Raw genomic sequence first — 24,681 nt, forward strand, 5'->3', positions numbered from 1 at the left:
AGGTGTTGCGTGCGAAAGCGAACAGCGCGCTGATTTTGCATCAACTCACCAAAAATCTGCACCTGGATTGCTTTGTCCTGTTTTCATCAGCTGCATCCATTCTCGGTTCCGGAAGACAGGCTAACTATGTGGCAGCGAATGGGTTCTTGGATGGTCTGGCGCATCTGCGCCACCAACAGGGCTTGCCGGCACTGGCAATTAACTGGGGTACTTTTCACACTCGAGGCATGGCAGCACAGCACATTGAGGCGCTTAAGCGACGCGGGTTTATTCCCTTGAATCCCGAGAGTATTGGTGTGCTGGATGTGTTGTTGCCGAGCAAGGTGCCGCAAATGGCCGTATGCCCCATACATTGGGATGTTTATTTCAAAAACACGCCCAAGCCAAGTGAGTTTTCAGCACTGATGGTAAAGACCGCGCCCACAGATCCGTTCTTTTTAGCAGTTTTACAACGCTATGCTTATAAAGAACGTATTCCCCTGTTGCGCCAGACATTATGTGAGATTGTTGCTGACGTTTTGGGGTTGGAAAGCGGCGAAGAGGTAGGCATCAAAAACGATCTGCTCGCCATGGGCATGGATTCACTGATGACTTTGGAATTGAGAAACCGTATTCATGATAAATTGAACTGCCCAACCCTGAGTCTGCCCATAGAATATTTTATTAATGAACCCCGAATCGACAAAATCGCCCAAAATATTGCCAATGAATTAGACAAAATTTTTGAGAATACTTCTGCGCCTCTTCCCATAGAAAACCCAAGCGATGAAGAAATCGCTCTATGCGATTTTCAATACGTATTCTGGGTGCTCAATAAAATGGATTATCCTTATAATGCTGGGACACAGTTACAGATACAAGGCAAACTGAATAAAGAATATGTAGCTCAGGCATTTGATTTTGTTGTGAAGCACAATCCTGTTTTTTGGTTGAGTTTTAACAAAGAGGTGCCGATTCAAACTTTGAAGAAAGAGGGGCAATTCAAGTTAATCTACGAAGACATTTCGTTAAACAACAACCAAACAGTGCTGCATCAGGAATTCCAAAACAACATGATGAGTGCTATACCCTTAACAGAACCCCCGCTAATTAGAGTATATCTTTATAAAATAAATAGTGAATTACATGAGTTGCATATTGTGATGCCTCATATCATAGTAGACGGACCTTCATGCAGTATTCTATTGAACCAATTCAAAAAATGCTATGAAACTCTTTTCCGTGGCAAAAAAATGATTCTTGAGCCAGAAAAAGATTCGTTCCTTAGCTATGTTAAAAAAAATAATCATCTTTATGAAACCAATCTAAAAGATAAAGTTAATTTTTGGCACCACTATAATTATGGTTTTAAGATGTTGTCACTGAAACCTGAATATTATATATCTGATACAGACAAGCAGGAGAAGTATTTATTTCATTATTCTCTTGATTCTCTTCGAGTGCAACAATTTATAGAATGGCATAGAACAAAAAATATTAATGTCAGTACTGGGTTAATTGCTGCATGCCATATTGCACTTTATAAGCTGAGTCACCAAAAGAAAATGCCGTTTGTCCTCATTCATAATGGTAGAGAAGGAAGTCAATATAATTCCATAGTAGGAGTGTTCGTAGAATATAAAAGAATAAATCTTACCTTAAATGAGAAAGATAACTTTATTAATTTTATTAAGTCTATTGAAGAACAATTTCTAATAACAGCACCCTATCAAAAATGCTCTCATATAATTAAGAATAGAGAGTTTAAAGGTTCTGGGTTAGCAATAAGTCATTATTTGCACTATGTATGGAATAAACTATTCCTTAAAAAGGATCTTAAAAAAAGCAAGTTGCATTCAATCATCATTGATTATTTAATAAAGTATCTCAGTTGGGCACAGGCAATGACCCACAATACTTTGATTAAACATAAATTAAATCAACTAATTAAGTTAAATATACCCCTGACAAAACCCGAAAGGTTAAGAGTGCTTATTAATATTACTCCTTCTTTTTTTAGTAAAATAGTTCCTGATAAAAACTTTGCAAATCTTAGTTATCAGTATCCAAATCATTACAGTAGTGAGGATCGCCCTATTAATAACCGCTCTCTATGGATTTTATTTTCAAAAGATCAGGAAGGACAGTACCAACTATCGATTAATGGACCATTAACAGCATACGGTAAAGATGAAGTAGTAAATACATTTAATAAAATAATGGCTCAGTTATTAGAAAATGATGAATGTACTCTTGCTGATTTTCTAGGGTAACCTAAAACCTTAAAATAAATTCATCGAAGATTTAATTGACATCTTGTATTATAAAGTTTTCGCAAATTGAATCAGAGGATCTCATGAATCAAAAAAATACTTTTTGCTGGATAGATATTCCAGTGGTTGACTTAGATAGAGCAATTGCCTTTTATTCTGCTGTTCTTGATGAACCCGTACAAAAATTCTCGGAGCATGGATTTGAATTTGGTCTGTTACCCCATACTCAAGATAATGTTTCAGGTTGTTTATGCGTTATGGAGAACAGAAAACCTTCGCAAAACGGCCCCTTAATTTATCTTAATGCCGAAGGAAGGTTGGACCAGGCTGCTGAAGCCGTAACTAAAAACAAAGGGACAATTTTAAAAGCCAAAGAACAAATAGGTCCTTATGGACACCGAGTCACCATTCTTGATTCTGAAGGAAATGCAATTGCTCTATACAGCAAAGAAGCCTAAAGCATGATTTCGCTCGCTACAATCCTGTGAACAAACTATAATTTATTTAAACAGAGAAATGCGTTTATCTGACCCAGGAAAAATCTCGATGGAATCATCTAAATACTGTTTCAAGACCAGAGCCACCGGATGCCGTGGATAAACCCTGAGCAATCCACACGAAATTTAACCCCCTACGTACTGCGCTTTATGCGCGGTACGTAGAACGTTGAGTATAGTTCATTTAAAAACATAAGAGTTATATTCAAATTTGGCGTGGATCTCTCAGAGACAAGCCATGGTACGTAGAGAAGAGTGTAGGCGTATCTCATGTCGGAGAAGAAGCATTTAATTTGACCAATTGACAAAACACATTCATCCTGGAAATTTGCTCGATATTATTGGGCACAGCCTCAAGCAAAGAAGGTGAGTAGACAATAATCGCCAAACACTGAGCTCGCGAGATGGCCACATTTATTCTGTTTTTATCAAAAAGAAAATTCAGTCCTCGAGGAGATTCATCTGCATTGCTCGCACACATACTCAAAAAAACAATTGGCGCTTCCTGTCCTTGAAATTTATCGACACTTCCTACTTTAGCCTGTTCGCCAAGTGCCATTTTCAATTTATTTACCTGATGATTATATGGGGCAACAAAAAGAATGTCATCCCAACCGATTGCTTTTTGCGAACCATTTTTTGCCTTAAATGTTCTACCTAAAAGCTCCTTGGCTAATAATGCAATTTGCTCTACTTCCTCATCACTGGCTTGTGTATTTCCCTCATGAATGACCGGTACGGGAATAATTCCCGCTTCTTTATTCAGCACACCTTGATATCCCTTGGGAATGCTTATTATTTGCTGTACATTTTCAGGAGCGGTTTCCAGTTTTCCTTCATAAATCGCATCACTAATCCATTGATTTACCGCAGGATGCATCCTATAGGTAGTACCCAGAAAAACCCCCATAGAATCTGGAATTGTTGGTGTTGTATGTAATAAGTACTCTAATATGGATAAACCACTTTCTTCAGGATGATTTCCTTGGGAAGGTTGTCCCAACTGCATTTGATCGCCCATTAATATAATATTGCGGGTTGAACGACTCATAGCAATTAAGTTTGCAACACTGACTTGCCCTGCCTCATCAATAAAAAGATAATCAAAAACATCAGCGAGTTCTTCTCTGGCAAAACCCCAAGCTGTAGCTCCTACAACACATCCGGGTTGGATAAAATGAACGATATTTTTGTTTTCCAGTACTGTAATACCTAAAGCTTCAATTTCTCCATCTGTATTACGAGAACATGCAAAGTGGCCCTTAATTCCTTCTTTATGGCAATAAGCCGCTGTACTCAGCAATAAGTTATTGATTGCTTTATGACTATTGGACGAGATCCCTATCTTTTTTCCTCTCCGAATGAGCTCTGCGATTAAATGCTTTCCTGTATAGGTTTTACCTGCGCCAGGAGGCCCTTGAAGCGTAAGATAACTATTATTTAAATTTAAAACAGCATGAATAATTTCAGCTAATCGTTCTTCAGGATGATGACTTGGTGCAATTGCTACCCCTTGAGGATGATCTTTAATCCGCGGATAAGATTTGCTCAGAAAATCCAATATCGCAGTATTTTCAAGCAAACCTTGTTCAAATAATGCTGCCTGTTTTGCAATCGCATCAGGAATCGAATGAGGATCTACATATTCATTAGGAATTAAGGTAATTGGATCATCCACTTCATTTTTCATTTGCAAGACGATAATCCCATGCTCCAAATCGCTGTCCTCTTCACAATAATTTGCGGTAACCGTCTTACCGTCTTCTGTTTCTTTATCTAAAATATCTAAAATGAAATATTGCTTAGCAGTTCCTTTAAACTCCTGTTCCGGATCAAAAAAATACTCGTAGGCCATATTGCGTGATTTTGGTGAAGGTTTATAGGGTGGCTTAGCGGTCCGCCGGCAATAAGCCAAACAATCAATATCATCGAGCAGGTCTTCTCCAGTTAGCCCCAATCGCTCAAACATACGCCAAAACACCGGTTTTGCTTCACGTCGATGAAATTCAATGGACCATGCAAAAATCAAATTTATTTTAGCTAATTCGATGTCCCCCTCAAATTTTAAACGTTCTGCTTGTGCCAGTAACCGATCGCGTAATTGAATACGCTCACCCACCTCTTCCTTAATCTCAAGCTCAACAAGCTCTGTTTTACCTAAGTAACTTATACCTTGTTCTTTTTGCCGCGCCCTTAGCCAATCCACCAGTTCCTGAGTGGAATTACAATCATCCATATTATAAGCACGGATGTCATTTAATATTTTTGACGTATGCCAACTCTCTCCATCTGGATGTTCTCGCCAATGCTCATAAACAACGACTGAATCGCCCCCCGACCCCACCTCAGTATCTCGTTTTCCGCGGTATAAATGCTCTATATTTTTAATGGAATAGCGTGGCTCGCCAATAATGAGTGATGTTTTAACAATTTTATATAAATCAACAAATACTTCATTACGTAAGAGCTGATCAACCTCGTTCTCACAAACACCATATCGCCCCATTAATTTGCGACACGCAGAAATTTCATAATTGGCATAATGGTAAATATGCATTCGCGGATCTTCTTGCCAACGCTGATAAACCCATTTCACAAAAGCTTGAAAACTTTCTTTTTCCTGCTCTGCATCATGTGCCCAAAAATCTTTATACTGGCGCTGACCTTTTTCATCAAAATACACAATACCCCAAAGATATTCCAGTCCCCCCTCCTCAAGAGGAAAACCTTCAATATCAAAAAATACATCTAGCGGTGATGCAGGAGGCAGCAACGCCAAACCTTGCTTTTGTCCTGGGGCATGAGGAAGCATTTGATATAAGGGAATATCCTTGCCGCTACTTTCTTTTTGAATTTTAGCTTGTGCTTGCAAACGCGCAAAACGCTCTGGTTTAATCCCTTTGACCCAGGAACAATTTGCATAAGCCAATGCAGTCATGGTTTTAATTCCTGCTTGATACAGTTTTTTGATTTGCCCGGAAGTAATGGTTGCGACCTGGATCAAATGATCTTCTTTAATTAATAACTCTTCAGCATAAGTACTCCATCTTCCCCAATTTTTAGATGCAGCAGGATCAGGGCAAGCATTGGGATCAAAATTTTGATGCGTCAATAAAAACTGTTGTTTCAGATTTTGATAAAAATAAAAATAATCTGCGGTACGAAAGCGCCGCTGTTCTTTATTGCCTAAAACTACTGTGATGTATTCTGTTCTACTGCCCTGCATTGCTTCAAGCATTTCCGCATAGCAGCATAATTGTAGCAGAAAACCCGGTTTAACAGATCGAGCAAGCTTGGTATCCCAAACCTCATAGCAATAATCACCCGATCGACTTTTACCTGCTTTTTTTATTAGAAAATCAGCGTATCCCTGAAAAGGAAGCAATTGCAAATGCGCCTGATAAATCACATCTACTCCATCATTCATGGCAGTTAAGGTTGCCTCATAGGAGTTAGGCTGTTGATGCAAATTGACAACGGATAATCCTTGTTCTTCAAATAATGCCAAGAGTTCCAATTCGTGTTGGTTTCCCAAATGTTGCAATACATCAATTAATTCATCTTTTTCATCGGGTATAGGCAATAAATCAGGATGCACTACAGCAAGATGTTCTATCCAAGATACAAAAGGACTCTCCATAAATTGGGTAAGATCAGATGGCGAGAAAATTAATTGGCTGGATTTGATGTACATTTTGGCACAGATTTAATATTGGATTTCATCTAGAGTATATCAAAACATTTATTCCGTGAAATATATCAACCTCGAACGAAAATACAATAAACTGTCTTCTAACGAGTAGCAACTGTTTTGAAATCTCACCACAAGGAGTAATCTCTTAATTTGTCCTTAATATTATTCATTTATAATATAGTATAATAATTATACAAAAAAGTACTTGAGGAATCATTACCACTGATTTGTATCATGTATCTTGTTAATTTTAGAAGGTAACTTTTAGAAGTGAATAAATGAAACCTGATGTAAAACTGATTATAGATGCGTTAAATGCAGTGATTAACGAAATAGAAGACTTTGGTTATTACCGGGATCATATTGAGTTTTTAGAAAATGAAAACCGCCTTTTGATTTTCAGTAAAATTGAGGGTGGAAATGTTGATGCCAGCAGGGCTAATAAATATAGATTACGCGATATTTTCTTTAAAAAGTATTTGGGTGTCGCAGTAGAAAATATAGAAGGAGAATTTGCTTTCAAGATCTCTATCGATGAGTTACGCAAACTAAAGAGCATTACCCATAAAATAGATACCTTGCAAAATCCCCCCGCAAAAAAAGAGACCCCACAAAATTTTGAAATTAGAATAAGAACTCGACATGATTTACAAACATTAGTGGAAATTGTGACCCCTTCACAAAAGGTATTATCCACGTTTGGAGGCGAAATACATTTCATTCGTCTTAATAGACCTCATGATATGATACCCAAAGGGCGGAGCTTTATAACAAAAGCCATTGATGAAGAGATTAGTGCCAATACAAATGCTGTATTAGCAGAATTAAATACACAACATGGGCTTGATAATACACTGTTTATAAACTTTACCGGTCATGAAGCACCTGTTGCAAGCGCATTATATATGAATGGGATTGATTGCATTTGGCAACTATCCATAATGAATGATCAAACCTCCCAAACACGGATTATGGAGCAGCTGCAAGATGCTTTACCGCGTGATGAACTGTTATCACAATCGCCTACCTCACATGACTCTTCATTAGGTTTAATCATCGAACCCAATCATGGATTCACTGCAGTTGACGCTACAAAACTACCGACATTGAAGCAATTAAAAGAATTTGGAATTAAGCAGGTGGTCGTATTGACCGAGAAAAACTACAATCAAGGAAAATGTATTTATCCACTTGATGACAACTACTTCAGATGTGAGATGGCATTTTATCGGTGGCTTCAATCATTATCACCAAATTTTAGTTTGATGGTCATAGGAGTGTCCAATTTTGAGCAAAACATTGAAGAAAATTGTCAAACTATTGAGAATGCTCTGCAAAAGAAAGATACAGTCTCTACATCCATCTATAAATTTCCTAATTTTTGTACTCTTTTTAAAAACGTACAGCAGTATGGTGCTCATGTCTCACCATTCAGTTTCAATGGAGTTAGAATAATGGCTAAGAAGGATGATACAGAAAGCACTATGGAAGAATCGAACAGCCTGAATTAAGCCGGCTGCTAGACCAGCAACTTCATCACAATGAACCCTTCTACCGCGATACACCCAACTCCCCAAATAGAATCTGTAAACAGATCCTAATTAGGGATAATAAATTTGTATTGGCTTTTTCTTTCTATCTACCACTGCAAAAGAAGTTAATTGATGGGGATTCGCAGTGGTTTTGTTCATAATATCCCAAACAATATAATCACGAATCAATTCTGCATCCGCAATAAGCGAACGGTGGCATCGCCAAGGCACCGCTTCAGCGCACATGATTGCCACTTTATCACTCTTACTGATTAAATGATTTAATTCACTTAGTCCTTCGAGAAACGCCTCCGTTTGCATGTAATCAGCAAATCCTCTAAAACTTGCATTCCGCCATCCTCTATTGATGGAGTTTTTCTCAACTTTACGTAATCCTCCTAGCTTAGGTAAGTGGGTATAAGCAATTTTTTCTCTTGCAAGCGATTTCTTGAACTCCTCCTTATTAAACCAAGGAACAGTGCGTGATTTAGGTATAGTGCGCACATCAACAACATGCGTTATTTGATGGGCGTGGATTATTCCCAGAAACTCCTGCAAAGTATGTGTGGAGTGTCCAATCGTAAAAAGCTCAGGCATAACCATATCTTCCTTTTGGATTACCTTTTTCTGCTAAATATCGCGAACAAGTTGTTGTTCTGAACGCTTAGCTCCCAACCATCTTGGAAAGAAAGGGCCTAACTTTTTAATAAAATCATAGGCCATGAATAACGCACCTAAAGCAAATACTACATCTCCGGGCAGTCGTAACCATTGCCATAACAATGTTGTATTATAAAATTCAAGGCTTCTTGAATGGGCGAAGCCATGTTCATAAACATCCATTAATTGTGCCCAACCTATAGGAAAGAAATTCAACACAATCCATAAGACAAGGCCTATGTTATATAACCAAAATGCCCAAATCCCTAAACGATCACTCCAAGCAAAACGATCACCTGCAGCATAGCGTAAACAAAAATAAATTAAACCTAGGCCAAGCAAACCAAATGCACCAAATAATGCAGTATGTGCATGGTTTAAAGTAAGAAATGTCCCATGCTCATAATAATTTATAAGCGGCGCATTAAGCGTCCCCCCACCAAATACTCCTGCGCCAACAAAATTCCAAAAGGATGCTCCCAAAATATAGAGAAAAGCCAAATTATAAGTAAACACACTTTGTCGCTTAATTAATTGATGATGTTCGATGGCATCAATAATGAGAAGAACCAAAGGCAATACTTCAATAAACGAAAACATAGTTCCTAGCGGTACCCAGAGATCTGGCGTACCTGTCCAATACCAGTGATGGCCAGTTCCAATGATTCCGCCTAAAAATATCAAAATTGTTTCAAAGTACATTGTACGCTCAGCTAGAGCACGCGAAACCAATCCCGTTCCCATTAAAAGATAAGCAGTGGCACACGCAGCAAAAAATTCAAATGACTGCTCTACCCAAAGATGAACTACCCACCAGCGCCAAAAATCAGTGATTGTGAATGATTTTTCAATTCCAGTTAAAGGGATCATCCCAAAGCAATACAATACAGCAATATTCATTGTGCTTGCCCAAAAAAGATGCTCTAAACGAATACGTCCACTCCAAAACTCAACCGTAGCAGTTTTTAAGCCACTCCAGGTAGGCCACATGCCGCGAAAAATAATAAAACTCCAAAGAAAAAGTCCTAAACAAAATCCAATTTGCCATAAACGACCGAGCTGCAGATAGGATAAACCCTGATTGCCAATCCAAAACCAGTGTTCATCCACATACCCCATAATCCCCAAATAATTACCAACAAGTGCTCCGCCAACAATAAACAAGGTGACCCAAAACAAAAGATCAACCCAAAAACCTTGTCTTTTCGCTTCTTTTTTACTAATGAGAGGAGCCATAAAAACAGCAGCGCTCACCCATGAAAGAGCGATCCAGATGATTGGTGTTTGAATGTGTACATCACGTAAGAAATTAAAAGGTAAATAATCATTAATATTAATTCCATAAAAACCCGTTCGCTCTGTATAGTAATGCGCCATAATCGCACCTACAGCGATCTGGATCAGCAAAACAAGCGCAACGACTACAAAATATTGCCCTACCTTGCGCTGACTTGGCGTCAACGAGTCAAATCCCAAAAAAACAGGCGTTTTCAATGCTTCATCAGGCACACTCAAATATCGATGATAAATATAAAGTACAGCACCAAAACCCAGAAATACAAAGCAAAACGATACCCAAGTCCAGTAAAAGGTATTTGCTGTTGGCGTATTTCCCATGGTGGGTTCATAAGGCCAATTATTGGTATAGGAACTATTTTGTCCTGGTCTATGTGCAATCGTAGTGAGTGAAGAATAAATAAGAAAATCAGCCGTTTGTAAGGCACTTTGCTCATTCAAGCTGTAAGCCTTGGTCCAACCTGTTTCTGGATCATGATTCAGTAGATTTTGTGAAATTTGCTGGCGCAGCTGCACAATTGCATCAGCAACTGGCTGGGACAAAATGCTAATTTGTTTACTTAGATCAGTTTGCTGCAAATCCTGTTGCATTGCTTGACGTACAGTGTATTGTTCTCCTATGGTCAAGCTTATAAAGGACTTACCGAAATGTTGTTGTGCTATTTTATCTTCGATAATTCTGCCAAGACTGACTAAATATTTTGCAGTATAATCCTCTCCAAAATAAGAGCCCATTCCATAAAGACTGCCATAATCCATAAGGTCAGCGCGTTGAAAACCCGCTTTGCCATTCACTATATCTTCTGCTGTCATCACAGTTTGTCCAGAAGGAGATTGAAACTGCTGAGGTAAAGGTGGAGCAAGCTGGTAGGTTTTATAGGTACCCCAAATCAGTACTATAAAACAGATAATTGCTGTAATTAAAAGAATCCATTTTAAGACATTAGATACTTTATCAACGTCCATAGGCTCAACAATTGAGCTTTGAGGTGCATTATCCATTCACACATTCCCTTATTCGATTTTTTAATTTGCTCACAAACCAAGACCTATTGTAAAACAAAATTTCCTTTTAAGTATGATTATCTTATATCTCTTTTTTCATACAAGCGCTGTAATAATAAATGGAAATAAACTAATCCTGCGTAGGGATACCATTTGGCTGTAATTTCCGCTGTTTTCTTATAATCAGGTTTCTTATCAAGATGCAGCAATTGATATAAATTATTTTGTGCACCAATATCATCACCAGGAAAAGTGTCGATTCTTCCCAAACCACGCAATAAAACATATTCCGCAGTCCAACGCCCTATTCCTTTAAAACGACATAAAAAATTAATTACCTCATCATTTGTTTTCTTTTCTAAAGATCTAAAATTTGATTTTTCCTCAAGGATTGCAGTTGCTAAGCGGATCAGTGTTTCACTTTTATGTGTGCTATAGCCTATTTTCTTCAAATCAGAAACGGTGCAATGAGCAACCTCTTCCGGTCTTGGAAATGCGTAGAAAATGTGCTCCTTTTCCTTTATTCTTATACTCAGAAATTCAGCCAATCGATTTTGAATTTGCAATCCTGCATCAAGTGATATTTGCTGACATGAAACTGCATTAACAAGTGCTTCAAAAATAGAAGGGAATCGCGGCGGTTTAACCCCCTTAAATTGCGCAACCAGTGGGTTTAATTGAGCATCATGTTGTGTGAGATGATAAAAATCGCGTAGGTCCCATTTTAAGCCCAACATTTTCTCTATTTGAGATGTAAGCTGACTTTGAGATACGTCGTTTTGGCTTTCAATGGATAGAAGTAACTCTGGTTTATTAAGCTTTTTACTTTGCTCAGCAATGACTTTAACAGGCGCATTCTCTATGAGCAATAATCGTGTATAACGGCGTCCATCCCAAAGATCAACATTATTTTTGCTTCTTCGACGCAAAGCAAGAACTGTATAGTCCAGCTGGAATGGAGCCATAGGATGTAAGGTAAAAGTAGTCTTCATGTCACGATTAACCTAGTCCTTCATTAAAGTAGTCTTACTCATAATGGGAGCAAGAGGTAATAATACTCAATCTTTTTAATACACTAGGCAAATAAAGCTATAATTTCAACTGAAAAGGAGTACATTAACTTATTGATATGGAAAAAAAACATGGCTACTTTTTATAATGACCTGATTTGCTATCTACCATTATTATCAATAACAGTGACGAGTCAATTTTGGAGTTTAAAGAAACCATAGGACAATTGAAAAATGATGAAGCTGGTAAACCCATTCAGGGGCTTTATGGAAGTATGCGCGCTAATAAACATTTCTAATCAAATGGGCATACAATTACATATGCATTGATACCCCCATTTTGGGCCGTTCAAACCCCATGTTTTCAACTATATTGGCTACTTTTGCATCATCATTAAATTTTTCTTTGAGAAACTGTAACGCTTTTTCAGGAATTTCTGTTTTTGTACCTGCATTCTCAAAGCGAACAATATGATTCAATTTTTTCCCTGAATGTTCCATCGGATAACGTTCACCATCCCCGAAGTAAGAGGTTTTAAAACCTTGCTTTGCTAACATGTCTTGAAAAGCAGCAGCATCTTTAGGATTATCAAAAGCTATTTTGAATGTACCGTTCATCTGACCTTTGCCCACAAATGGGATATCCAAACTTGGAGAAGAGGTGGTCATCATGGTACGAATCATTTGACTCACTTCGTGATGTGACTCTTGAGTTGAATGTTTTTTAGTCTGATTCAAAGAATCTTTCATTCGAGAAGAAGGATAGCTAGCTTGTGTTGGTGTAGTCGAAACAACGGGTAAGCTGAGATGAATGAGATTCTTGTTACTGTAATTTCGCGTCATAATACCACGGGCTCGTTCAGACAAATCTCGGGGGTTTTGCACAATCATAGAAAAATTGCCTTCTTGTCGATGCAAACGATTACGTTCCTCCATCAACAAAATGCCTAGCTTATTACCTGTTGTAGCATGTGGTTCTATGCTTCCCCCTGTTCTCCACCCCCAATTACCATCCTGATTTTGCGAACTTCTACTTCCTGTATCTTCAATGAGACAAGCATTTCCTGTATCTTTCAACGCTCGTCGCACTAAAGGGTTTTTTAGTTTTTCCTGAATTGCTCTTTGCATTGCTTCGTCAGCTAATTTAAAATCACTCCATCGTTTTTTTTGTCCTAAATCTCTTGCATTCTGTGCATCTCCCTGAAGAATCCTCTCTAGATAAGCTTTATCATTAGGATCTTTTTGATATTGAAAATAATGCTCCACCGTGGGGAACGTTTTTTCTCCAAAAGGGGTTTGCATCTTAATAGGAATTTCTGCATAGTTAGAAAAAATCCCCCACTCCTCTCCTTCTCTATCAAAAGCAACTATATCGACACTATCAAACTGGGTATTATAGCGACCATGATTTGAAGAACCACTTAATTTCTTAATCGGACCTTTATCGGATCTTGCATTCAAAGGCATACAACAATATCTCTTAAAATTTTAAAACAATATTTTTATTATAGTTGATTTATTTTTATACAGTTGTTGTCTCGATTAAAATGATAATTTTTGATTATAGGAACGCGATGCAGTAATTTGATTTTTCGGTTTTTGGAGCCAATATATAGGGTGTTTACACTTCACTATCTTGAGCCAAAATGCTGAGATTTTAGAACACCGAAACGGAACATACACGAAGTATGTGAATATCGGAGCGCAGAAATCGCAGCATTTTGGCCAAGAAAGTAGAATTGTAAACAGGCCTACCCTTTTATACAAACAATAGGTGCTAGCCTGGCAACCTTTTGGGTTAAACCTGATGCTTGTGCGGCATCCACAACAAAATCGACATTCTTATATGCCTCGGGAGCTTCTTCTGCTACACCACGGTAGGAACTACTGCGAATGAGAATCCCTTGTTGTGCCAGTTGCTTGATGATTTCACTACCACGCCATTTTTTGGTTGCTTGATGTCGACTCATCGCGCGTCCTGCGCCGTGGCAAGCAGAACCAAATGATTTATTTTCAGCACTTGGAGTACCTACCAAAATATAAGATGCAGTCCCCATACTGCCGCCAATAATCACCGGTTGACCTACATGTCTAAAGTCTTTTATTAATTGAGGGTGACCCGGACCAAAAGCTCGTGTGGCCCCTTTACGATGAACAAATAAACGCATCGTCTTACCATCCACCTGATGCGTTTCCTCTTTACAGGTGTTATGGGATACGTCATAAATAAGCTTTATTTGGGTTCCTGGCATTTCATTCTGAAAAACTTCACGCATAAAATGGGTAATGATTTCACGATTTGCCAGAGCACAATTTATTCCTGAGCGCATAGCGCCTAAATAGCGTTCGCCCATTGGTGAACGAATAGGCGCGCACGCTAATTCGCGATCAACCAGTTGAATACCATGCTGCTGAGCATAAATTAACATGGAGCGCAAAAAATCAGTTCCTATTTGATGGCCTAGCCCACGCGAACCACAATGGATACTCACCACCACATCCCCCAGTGCTAAACCAAATGCAGCGGCAGTTTTTTCACAATATATCTGGCGTACTTCTTGAATTTCCAAATAATGATTACCTGAGCCTAAAGTACCCATTTCATTTTTTTGTCGTTTTTTTGCATGTTCTGAAACATACTCGGGTAATGCGCCTTCTACACAGCCATTATCTTCAATTCGCTCTAAATCTTCCCGTTCACCATATCCTTGTTTTACAGCCCAGACAGCGCCGCCACGCAGCATATCATCCATTTGCTTCATAGTGAGGTTAATACGGCTTTTGCTGCCTACGCCTGCTGGAATATGGGCAAATAAAGCGTCTGCAAGCTGTTCCTTATACGGCTCAAATTCTTCTCGCTTAAACCCAGTTGATAAGAGCCTTACCCCACATGAAATATCAAAACCAACACCGCCAGCGGAGACAACTCCTTCATTGTCAGGATCAAATGCCGCAACACCTCCAATAGGAAACCCGTATCCCCAATGTGCATCAGGCATGGCAAACGAGCCGTGAACAATGCCGGGCAAAGTTGCCACATTAGTGACTTGCTCATAGACTTTCATATCCATATTGAGTATTAATTCTTCTGAAGCAAAGATAATCCCAGGTACACGCATTTTCCCATGCTTGGAAATTTGCCATTCAAAGTCACTCATTTTTTCTAATCGATTTAAGTCCATTGATTTTCTGCCTTCTCTCCTCGGGGTTTATTATACATCGACTACACATTGAGCTACCCAAATGCCATTGCCTTGGTACACTTTTAATTCGGTGAACGTAGCGCCTTTAACCTCCACTGCAGGTTGATGCCGTTTGATATCCACTTGTTCTCCTGCAATTATAGCAGTTAACCTCCCCTCTTTTATGGAGACTTCGAATCGACTAAAAAGCATATTGTAGATTGCCATGTTGTAAATAATGGCATTTAACCAGTCGACAAATAAAATCTCCTGATTCGGCGCCTCACAAGTTACATGAAGCCTCTTATGGGGTTGGATTGATTGTGAATTGGTAATCACATTAGTCAGGGCCACCCCTCCCATCGCAAAGGCTTCCGCTAAAGTAGGCCCATACCCCCTCACCCCTATATCTGATTCATGAGAGAAATGTTCCCATTTTTTTTCTGCACTCATTACAGTCCTATTTTTTCACTTGAAATGGCCGTTGGCGACATCTACCGTTTAGCATATACAGCAATAGAGAAAATCACCATTCCCATACCTATGGCCTGCCCTAATGTTAAACGCTCGCCAAGCAACATCCATGCTATGAGTACTGTAGCTAATGGCATCACCGCAGTTGATAATGAAGCCATAACACCATCCACTTTCTGGCATCCAAAATTCCAAAAAACATAAAAAAGACCTGAGCTTAAACCTAAAATGATCAAAATAAGCCAATCTAAAAGCGAGGTGCTTAAACCGTTCCAAGTACTAAAGCTCAGACTAAGTAATAATAAAATAGCATTAATTGCATTGAGTAAAGAAGAAATGAGAAATACTGGAAGCGAATTAGCATGCATTTTACTTAAAATATAATAAGTTGCTTCGGGCAAAAGGGCGATTAAAACAAGCACATCTCCCCAAAATGAATGGCTTACGTGGGAGCCTCCGAGCCTATCGTATGCGATAACAATTAATCCCAATGTGGCAAAACCTACACAAATAGCTTTTTTGCCTGAAATTTTCTCACCAAGAATAATCCAAGACATCATCGCGATGATTGCAGGTAAAGCACTGGTAATAATGCCAGCCACATTAGCATCAGTATAATTTAACCCCCATAACATAAGGAAATTAAACAACACCCCGGCAGAGAGTGCCTGAGCACCGATAAAAACCCAATCTTTTTGCTTTAGTTGCGAAAAATAATAACGAACAGGTTTTCTTTTAGCAGGTGTGAGCCAATGTAAGGGTAATAAAATGAGCGCAGCCAAAGTAAATCGAAGCGCTAATAGAAGCAGGACAGGAATGGAGGAAAGCAGATACTTGGAAAAAACAATATTCACGCCTACCATGATTTGAGCTAGGATAAGAAAAAGCATGCCTTGCATAAAATAAGCGTTGGATTTTTTCATTATAAACACTTCTCTAAAGTGAAATCGAATCCATAGTTTATCAATTTTGAAATCAGTTTGAGTTATCCATTTCACGCATTTTATTTGCTGATAACGCTTTTGTTCTCCATTGAGAAGGCGATTCCCCAAATACTTTACTGAATCGTCGGCTAAATGCAGGTAAATTTTCATAACCCACTGCAAAAGCTATGGCTTCAATAGAAAGGTTTTTTGATGACAGCAATTGCTTTGCCCGATGTAATTTTTTAAATCGCCAATACTCAGCTATACTACACCCCAAAGCGTGTTTGAATCGACGTTGTAATTGACTTACGCTCAAATAACACTGCCGTGCAACTTTAGTTACATCTACAGCATCTGCAAAATACAAATCAATCCAGTTTTTTGCCTTAATTGCTATTGGATCCAACTCCGGCGAAAAAGATTTTGTGGCAAAATGAATAATTAATTGATTAATTAATGAATCAGTGAAGAAATCCCCTTCTTTGACCGCTAAATAATGATGTGTAAAATGTAAAAGCTTTTTCATGCTCGCAGTTAAATTAAAAGCATGAGATCTGCGATCTTCAAATAGATGATTTTGGGCAGTGACATCAATCACTAAAAAAAGATTATTCGGACTTCCTGCAAAACAATGCCGTTCATTAGGCGCAATAAATACACCAACCTGCTTATCAACAATACCCGCATAAAGACCTGACTCTAACTCCATGGAGCCAGCAAGAGGTAAAACCAATTGCGCAAAATCATGAGCATGACTACAACTTTCAGTATGATAAGAACGAAGATCGATACGATTGGTAATCAATTTAGCTACCCGCTGTGAAAAACAGTTTAATAAAAATACTCTTATTATACCACATGGAGTAAAACATATTTGCAGTTGGTTTCCCTCTTCTTTAATTTTGCAAAAGCCTTTACAGCTGAGCAAAATAATTACATAATGACTAATTATTTTTGTTCCACGGGTGAACAATTTATCCATCTAATCTTATTTTTGGAGTCCCACTGTGCAAAAAAAAATTGATGTAACAAATCTACCTGTATTTTCTTTAGATGCGTTATTTGCAGAGGAAGTAGAAGCTGCAAATATTCCCCAAGTCAGCGCCACAGCTGCCTCTGCCCTGAAAATATTAATGTTACGCAATCAACAAGGTTATATTAATGAAATCAATAAATTGGCAGATATCTGCGCTCAGTTATTGAAACAAGGAACTTCTATTCACTCAGTAGTCCAAGCAATCAAATCCGGTATGGCCACTTCATATCAACAAGCACTGGATAAAGTAACCAGCGAAATCGGTCTAGGTCAATTTCAATTGAATCACACTAAGCCTCAAACAGTTGCTGGACAAAATTTGGAAAAACACGTTAAATCCATGCGGCGCTATAAAGAAACTCCTCTTATCGACCTTATGGAAGCCGTTATTACAGACACTTTGGTGCAAGCAAGCGCAAAATTTGATGCTGATCTTGGGGATTTCGACTTTTTAAACTTTAAATCCCAGCTTGTTACGTTATAAAACGTTCGATTTTTAATCACCTGGCCTGAGTGAAAGCCATGGCTGTCAAGTGAAGCAGAAAGCGGACATTGCCATTTCTGCGAAGGCAGGAATCCACCTATGAATGAGCCCATTGCCAATATAAAAATGGATCCCCGCCTGCGCGGGGATGACAGAATACACATTTTCCTGGTTAATTTTGTAGGGAACGCTCAGAGCGTGTTCGCAGGGTTGCCTCAGAACGCTACAATTTCATTGTCAAAACATCTGTAGGATGAGAAAACAACTGATTCTCTGCGATAATCTGCGCTCCAGCATTTTCATAAAATCGATTTAATGAAGGTTTTAAGGTATCTAACATGATAAATTCCGCTTTTTGTGCTTTTGCAATTTGCTTAGCCTGTTCAATGATTTGCTTGCCAAAACCTAATCCGCGATAGGGCTTATCCACATAAACATACATTAATTCACTCACAGCAGGTGCCTTAAACTTTTTTTCATTAAATTCAGGAGCCATTTCTTTTGGGAATAAAGCAAATAGCGCAACAGGTTCATCATTCAAGGTCCCTATATATACATGTTCCTTCAAGTCATTGAGAACGCCTTTACGATATTCCACTCCTTTATTACGAATATAGCCCCATTCTCCTTCTGCCCAAGTTGCAGCTAGCGATAAATACTCCATACGCTCCGATAATGGCTTAAAATCCAATTGATGTTTAAATAAAGCAGCACTAAAAAGTAACATCTTATATCCTCATAACGAGCAAGCTCAGCTTGCCATGGACTTCGAACCCAAACCTGTCATCGACAGGCCAAAAGTGTATCATTTTAACAATCCACTGGGAAATAGGACTCATTTCATTCAAAATTTGAAGTCTTTCTAAAAACCAGCGGCTAGAATATATGGAATACCCAGATTCAAAAGGAGACTACGATGCAAAAGCGTAAACTCGGAAAAAGCGGCCTGGAAGTATCTGCCCTAGGCCTCGGTTGCATGGGGATGAGCTATTCTTATGGACCACCAGCAGACAAACAGGAAATGATCTCTTTACTGCATGCCGCCATAGAACTAGGGATTACATTTTTTGATACTGCCGAAGTTTATGGTCCTTTTACCAATGAAGAACTTTTAGGTGAAGCGCTTGCACCTTATCGTGGAAAAGTAGTCGTTGCAACAAAGTTTGGCTTTAAACTGAATCCCACAGGAAATAAAAGATGGTCTGGATTAGACAGTCATCCAAAACACATAAAACACGTTGCGGAAGCCTCCTTAAAACGACTTAAACTGGAAGCAATTGATGTGTTTTACCAGCATCGTGTTGACCCCGAAGTTCCTATTGAAGAAGTAGCTGGTGCAATAAAAGACTTAATTCATGAAGGCAAAATTAAACACTTTGGCCTTTGTGAAGCAAGTGAGCATACAATCCGAAGAGCCCATAAAATTCATCCCATTACTGTAGTACAAAGTGAATATTCTTTATGGACAAGAGGTTCTGAAGCTGAAATCCTTCCCACACTTGAAGAGTTAGGGATCGGCTTTGTTCCTTACAGCCCATTAGGGAGAGGGTTTCTCACAGGTAATATTAACCAAAACACACAATTTGACAGTTCTGATTTTCGCAATACTTTGCCTCGGTTTACATCCGAAGCACGACAGGCGAATCAGGCATTGATTGACGAAATTGCCAAGATTGCTGCCCGGAAGAAAGCAACCCCTGCTCAGATTGCACTTGCCTGGCTACTCGCCCAAAAACCATGGATTGTCCCAATTCCTGGTACACGAAAATTAGCACGCCTTCAGGAAAATATTAAAGCAACTGAAATTAATCTTACATCAGAAGACTTAAATGAAATAAATCGCGCCACCGCTCAGATCACGATTATGGGTGATCGTTACCCAGAAAATTTGGAAAAAATGACCGGGCGTTAATTATTAAAAGTTGGAGGTAGTATTTATGCTAGAATCTATGATCTTGACTGTTAGGCAAAAATGGAGACTGTTTTATAATGTCCCTGTGGAGAAAATTTAAAGCGTTTTACAATGCTTCACCAGAAAATAGAATCGGATTTTATAACTTTCTTGCTTTTCTTGTTATTCCTATTTTAGGCATGACCATTTTGTACGTTTTAGTCCGTATTTTTTGGATAAACGCGTGAATAATTTAGCACTTAAATACCGCCTCATAGTTTTAACTATGAGGCTACTTAGTTCTATTTGGCTTGTTCAACTTTTATTGATCGTGCACCCGCTTTGGATTCCTGTTTTTTAGGCAAATCAATCCAAAGCATTCCTTTTTTAAACGTTGCTTTTGCCTTGGCCAGATCAACGGTTGAAGGTAACGAAATGGAACGTTCGTATTTTCCATAGCTAATTTCTCGAGAAATAAATTTTTTACCTTCATTTTTTTTCGAACTGGACTTTTCACCACTAATAGTGAGTACATTGTCCGCTATAGATACTTGAACGTCTTTTTCATCCATACCAGGCATTTCTAGCTGAACACAAAAATGCTCTTTATCCTCAACAATGTCCATTGATGGAGAAAGATCCATTTTTTCAAATTGCCCCCAATTTAATTTAGATGCAGGTAAAAACTCATTAAAGTCTCTAAATAATCTATCTACTTCATTTTGCAGACTTAAAAAAGGATTTTGCAAACGATTAATTTGAATGGAAGATCCTTTAGAAGGAGATCCTTTCTTGAATTGAGTTACTTTACTCATGATTCACCTCCATAACTTTATGGGTATCTATAAATTTTGGCACATAAAAAACCATTTTGTCAAATAAATGAATCATATGACAAAGAGATAAATAACCTAGGAATGGAGTGTCTAAATCCGCTCGCCTAACGGACAAGCAGGTTTCGATAATGAAGCCAGAGTAATAGAAACGCGATAGCAGGGATTAGAATATCAGTCCAAAATATAGTACCTGCATTACCGGGTTCAAAATTATGAGTCGTGATCATTTGATAAAGATGGACGCCAGCAGCCCCCCATAAGAACATGGCAGGCACAATAATCGTTGCCGCACGAAAAGCAATTTTACTTTTAAAGCTAATTATCCCATTCACAGCAATTCCCAAACTTGCAAATCCAACCTCCATTTGAAACGGGCTTTGCGGCCAGCCAATAAACTGCGCTGTAAAATCACCGAAGAAGACATGCATTACAAAATTAAACAAATAGGCCAAACCAATATTAAATAATAAAAACCAGGAAAATATAATTTCAATAATCTTGGCTTTTTTTATTGGCTTGGAGTGTATCAACCATTCTATAAAAGAAAACAACAAGCCCAAAATAAAACAGGTCAAAGTAAAATTACGCATCGCCAAAATAATCATATTGGCCATAATCCCTTCCATTAGTCCATTAGTAAGAATATGTTTTTTATATCAAATTACCTGAAAAAAATAGCAAACACAATTCATGATAAACAGCAAAAGTTTCCTAAGCGCTACCCTGTGTCGTAATGCAATATCTGGAGCATACTAAAAAGTTACAGGATTGGATTTTGTTTTATTTTTTTGCGGCGCTGATGAACTATATAGTACAAGCCTGGTAAAACCAGTAACGTTAAAAAAGTAGAAGAAATAATTCCGCCAATAACTACCGTTGCTAAAGGTCTTTGTACCTCTGAACCAGTGCCCGTTGCCAATGCCATAGGTACAAACCCCAAAGAAGCAACCAGTGCGGTCATGAGCACTGGCCTAAGTCTTGCCAAAGAACCTTGCAACACTGCATCTTTTAAATAGAATTTTTTCTGCTCGTATAATTTATTGATAAAAGTAATCATCACCAAACCATTTAAAACCGCCACCCCGGATAAAGCAATGAACCCGACCCCCGCAGAAATGGACAAAGGGATGCCGCGCAAATACAAAGCAAATACACCGCCAGTTAACGCAAGGGGAATACCTGAAAAAACTAAAAGTGCATCGCGGATATTACCCAGACTCATAAAAAGTAATAAAAAAATGCCTAATAAAGTAACGGGTACCACAATTTGCAAGCGCTGAGATGCAGATTGCAATTGTTCAAACTGACCTCCCCAAGTAATCCAATAGCCACTAGGTAATTTAACATTTTGTTCGATGCGTTCCATGGCTTCATTAACAAACGAACTTAAGTCTCGATTTCTCACATTTGCTGTAACCACCACACGACGCTTGCCACTTTCACGGCTAATTTGGTTTGGGCTTTCACTTCGTATCGTTTTAGCTACTTCACTCAATGGAATGAAATGGAGATCTCCATCCTTTGCCGGCGGTAAGGGAACAAAAACATTTCTTAACACATCAGGACTTGAACGCAAAGACTCTGGCAAACGTACAATTAAATCAAATCGTTTATCTCCTTCAAAAAGCTCCCCGCCTTTCTTGCCTCCTGTTGCAATAACAATGGCGTCTTGCACTGTACCTGCTTGCAAACCATAACGAGCGAGTGTATCTCGATTTATTTCAATAGTAAGCAGAGGCAGGCCACTTACCTGCTCTATCTTCACATCAGCAGCACCTGGCACCTCTTTAAGTTGCCTACTGATTGATTCAGCAATTTCTCTTAAGGCATTCATATCATCTCCAAATACCTTCACTGCTACATCACTGCGTACACCTGAAATTAATTCATTAAAACGCATTTGAATTGGTTGGGTAAATTCATAATTATTTCCAGGGATCTGTGTTACAGCCTGTTCGATTTCTTGCATGAGCTCTGGTTTGGTTTTTTTAGGATTAGGCCATTCTTTCCGTGGCCTTAACATAATAAACGTATCAGCCACATTCGGCGGCATAGGATCAGTAGCCACCTCAGCCGTACCTAGCTTGGAAAAAACGACGCTCACCTCAGGAAACTGTCTGATTCTTTGTTCAACTAAATCTTGCATGGCAATCGCCTGCGTTAAACTGGTGCCTGGAATACGCATGGCATGCATGGCAATATCGCCCTCATCAAGGCTTGGAATAAATTCACCACCTAATCGAAAAGCAATGAGAAGACTGATGAGAACCAACACTATCGCGACGCAAATCACCCCATATCGCACATGAAAACAATGCCGCAAAACTCGCGCATAGACTAAGGAAATACCATGCACTAACCGATTTTCTTTCTCTTGAATGCGACCTCTTAGAAAAATAACTACTGCAGCCGGCACAAAAGTTAAAGCGAATAACATTGAGGCCATCAGGGCAATAATCACCGTTTCAGCCATAGGTAAAAACATTTTTCCTTCCACACCAGTTAAGGTTAAAATCGGAAGATAAACAACAGTAATGATGAATACGCCAAAAATACTGGGCCTGATGACTTCGGTCGTAGCATAAGCAATCACTTTTAACCGCTCTTCATGGGTTAAAATACGTTGTAACTCATGCTGTTGCTCACCCAAATGTTTCATGCAATTTTCAACAATAATTACCGCGCCATCGACAATCAAACCAAAGTCAAGCGCCCCTAAACTCATCAGATTGGCGCTGATTTGATTACTGACCATCCCTGTGATGGTCAGCAGCATCGATAAAGGAATCACCGTAGCAGTGATCAGCGCTGCGCGAATGTTTCCCAAAAATAAAAATAAAATAACGCAAACAAGCAAAGCACCTTCAAGTAAATTGTTCTTGACGGTGTTAATTGTGGCATTAACGAGCGCGGTTCGGTTATAAACCGTAACGGCCTCGACTCCCTCAGGAAGAGATTTATTAATTTCCTTCATTTTAGCAGCGACGCGTTGAGATACCGTGCGACTGTTTTCTCCCATCAGCATGAACACAGTACCTAAAACTACTTCCTTGCTATTTTCAGTAGCAGCCCCAGTACGTAACTCTTTCCCTAATGCCACTTCCGCCACATCGCGGATATGAACAGGAGTACCTTCAAAGCTGGCAATGACAATATTTTCAATATCCGCTATGTCTTGTACTTGTCCAGGAATTCGAATGAGGTTCTGCTCGCCATTGCGTTCAATGTATCCTGCTCCCACGTTCGCATTATTGCGTTGCAAAGCCTCCACCACACTATTTAAACTCAAACCATATCGCACCAGTTTGCTCGGGTCGGGTGTAATATGAAATTGTTTTTCATAACCACCAATTGTATTGACCTCTGCTACCCCCTCCACATTCCGTAATTGCGGTTTAATGATCCAATCTTGCAGGGTACGAAGTTCTGTTGGATTATAACGTTGTGATTTAGGGACATTAGGCTTATTTTTCACCACGTACATGAATATCTCACCAAGACCTGTAGAAATAGGTCCTAATGTCGTTTCTGCTTCTGCAGGAAGTTTATCTTTAACCTCTTGTAAACGTTCATTAATTAATTGGCGTGCAAAATAAATATTCGTCCCATCTTTAAACACTACGGTCACCTGAGACAATCCATAACGTGATAAAGAACGGGTGTAATCTAAATTCGGCAAACCGCTCATCGCCAATTCGACAGGAAACGTGATGCGCTGCTCCACTTCGAAAGGTGAATAACCTGAAGCCTCAGTATTAATTTGCACTTGGACATTCGTGATATCCGGCACCGCATCTATTGGGAGGCGCTGAAAATTATATACGCCAAGCCCTGCAATAATCAGTGTGAATAAAAGGACAAACCAACGATGCTTTAAAGAAAAGCGTATAATTTTTTCAAGCATCT

General features: G+C 38.9%; 18 protein-coding genes. 5 read left to right on the forward strand and 13 right to left on the reverse strand.

From position 1 onward, the window contains the following. Together A8O27_RS10120 and A8O27_RS10125 are read left to right on the forward strand one after the other, a co-directional pair. Positions 1–2,252, forward strand: a 2,252-nt coding sequence (locus A8O27_RS10120; protein ID WP_154669240.1) for a condensation domain-containing protein, incomplete at its 5' end; no start/stop codon positions are given. 83 nt (positions 2,253–2,335) lie between these two features. Further along, positions 2,336–2,710: a VOC family protein gene (locus A8O27_RS10125; protein ID WP_058460759.1), complete on the forward strand. Its 375-nt coding sequence runs from the start codon at positions 2,336–2,338 to the stop codon at positions 2,708–2,710. 307 nt (positions 2,711–3,017) lie between these two features. Here A8O27_RS10125 and A8O27_RS10130 read toward each other — a convergent pair whose 3' ends face one another. After that, entirely contained in the window at positions 3,018–6,443 is a 3,426-nt protein-coding gene (locus A8O27_RS10130; protein WP_058460758.1) for a TM0106 family RecB-like putative nuclease, read from the reverse strand. 278 nt (positions 6,444–6,721) lie between these two features. Here A8O27_RS10130 and A8O27_RS10135 point away from each other — a divergent pair, with 278 nt between their 5' ends. After that, entirely contained in the window at positions 6,722–7,954 is a 1,233-nt protein-coding gene (locus A8O27_RS10135) for a hypothetical protein (RefSeq protein WP_058460757.1), read from the forward strand. A 90-nt stretch (positions 7,955–8,044) separates the two neighbouring features. On the opposite strand, the gene A8O27_RS10140 is transcribed toward A8O27_RS10135, so the two are convergent. The 8 genes from A8O27_RS10140 to A8O27_RS10175 form a co-directional block, all read right to left on the reverse strand. After that, positions 8,045–8,572, reverse strand: a complete 528-nt coding sequence (locus A8O27_RS10140) for a DUF488 domain-containing protein (RefSeq protein WP_058460756.1) — start codon at positions 8,570–8,572, stop codon at positions 8,045–8,047. Between the two features lie 33 nt (positions 8,573–8,605). Further along, positions 8,606–10,933: a nitric-oxide reductase large subunit gene (locus tag A8O27_RS10145; RefSeq protein ID WP_058460755.1), complete on the reverse strand. Its 2,328-nt coding sequence runs from the start codon at positions 10,931–10,933 to the stop codon at positions 8,606–8,608. Positions 10,934–11,013: 80 nt separating this feature from the next. After that, the gene (locus A8O27_RS10150; RefSeq protein ID WP_058460754.1) at positions 11,014–11,928 is read right to left on the reverse strand and encodes a DNA-3-methyladenine glycosylase family protein; all 915 of its coding nucleotides are present in this window, start codon (positions 11,926–11,928) and stop codon (positions 11,014–11,016) included. Positions 11,929–12,261: 333 nt separating this feature from the next. Further along, positions 12,262–13,413, reverse strand: a complete 1,152-nt coding sequence (locus tag A8O27_RS10155) for an NADAR family protein (RefSeq protein WP_058460753.1) — start codon at positions 13,411–13,413, stop codon at positions 12,262–12,264. A 284-nt stretch (positions 13,414–13,697) separates the two neighbouring features. Continuing rightward, positions 13,698–15,128, reverse strand: coding sequence for an RtcB family protein (locus tag A8O27_RS10160; RefSeq protein ID WP_058460752.1), 1,431 nt, complete (start codon positions 15,126–15,128; stop codon positions 13,698–13,700). Positions 15,129–15,158: 30 nt separating this feature from the next. Further along, positions 15,159–15,581: an archease gene (locus tag A8O27_RS10165; protein ID WP_058460751.1), complete on the reverse strand. Its 423-nt coding sequence runs from the start codon at positions 15,579–15,581 to the stop codon at positions 15,159–15,161. Between the two features lie 41 nt (positions 15,582–15,622). Then, positions 15,623–16,525 carry a DMT family transporter gene (locus A8O27_RS10170; protein ID WP_115684351.1) on the reverse strand — a complete coding sequence of 301 codons (903 nt, stop codon included), beginning with the start codon at positions 16,523–16,525 and terminating at the stop codon, positions 15,623–15,625. A gap of 52 nt (positions 16,526–16,577) precedes the next feature. Beyond that, on the reverse strand, positions 16,578–17,333 hold the full coding sequence (locus tag A8O27_RS10175) for an AraC family transcriptional regulator (RefSeq protein WP_058460781.1): 756 nt from the start codon (positions 17,331–17,333) through the stop codon (positions 16,578–16,580). A 202-nt stretch (positions 17,334–17,535) separates the two neighbouring features. Here A8O27_RS10175 and A8O27_RS10180 point away from each other — a divergent pair, with 202 nt between their 5' ends. Next, positions 17,536–18,048 (forward strand): hypothetical protein, encoded by a 513-nt coding sequence (locus tag A8O27_RS10180; protein ID WP_058460749.1) that lies wholly within the window; start codon positions 17,536–17,538, stop codon positions 18,046–18,048. A gap of 223 nt (positions 18,049–18,271) precedes the next feature. On the opposite strand, the gene A8O27_RS10185 is transcribed toward A8O27_RS10180, so the two are convergent. Further along, positions 18,272–18,775 carry a GNAT family N-acetyltransferase gene (locus A8O27_RS10185; RefSeq protein WP_058460748.1) on the reverse strand — a complete coding sequence of 168 codons (504 nt, stop codon included), beginning with the start codon at positions 18,773–18,775 and terminating at the stop codon, positions 18,272–18,274. 189 nt (positions 18,776–18,964) lie between these two features. Between A8O27_RS10185 and A8O27_RS10190 the strand changes: the two genes are divergently transcribed. Then, a complete protein-coding gene (locus tag A8O27_RS10190; protein WP_058460747.1) occupies positions 18,965–19,960 on the forward strand; it encodes an aldo/keto reductase in 996 nt (331 codons plus the stop codon). A 281-nt stretch (positions 19,961–20,241) separates the two neighbouring features. On the opposite strand, the gene A8O27_RS10195 is transcribed toward A8O27_RS10190, so the two are convergent. The 3 genes from A8O27_RS10195 to A8O27_RS10205 form a co-directional block, all read right to left on the reverse strand. Then, positions 20,242–20,754 carry an Hsp20/alpha crystallin family protein gene (locus tag A8O27_RS10195; RefSeq protein WP_058460746.1) on the reverse strand — a complete coding sequence of 171 codons (513 nt, stop codon included), beginning with the start codon at positions 20,752–20,754 and terminating at the stop codon, positions 20,242–20,244. Between the two features lie 125 nt (positions 20,755–20,879). After that, positions 20,880–21,389 (reverse strand): DUF6790 family protein, encoded by a 510-nt coding sequence (locus A8O27_RS10200; RefSeq protein WP_058460745.1) that lies wholly within the window; start codon positions 21,387–21,389, stop codon positions 20,880–20,882. A gap of 146 nt (positions 21,390–21,535) precedes the next feature. Then, positions 21,536–24,679: a CusA/CzcA family heavy metal efflux RND transporter gene (locus A8O27_RS10205; protein ID WP_058460744.1), complete on the reverse strand. Its 3,144-nt coding sequence runs from the start codon at positions 24,677–24,679 to the stop codon at positions 21,536–21,538. Between the last annotated feature and the right edge of the window lie 2 nt (positions 24,680–24,681).

Origin of the sequence: Legionella bozemanae (assembly GCF_001648595.1) — a bacterium.
Lineage (GTDB): Bacteria > Pseudomonadota > Gammaproteobacteria > Legionellales > Legionellaceae > Legionella > Legionella bozemanae.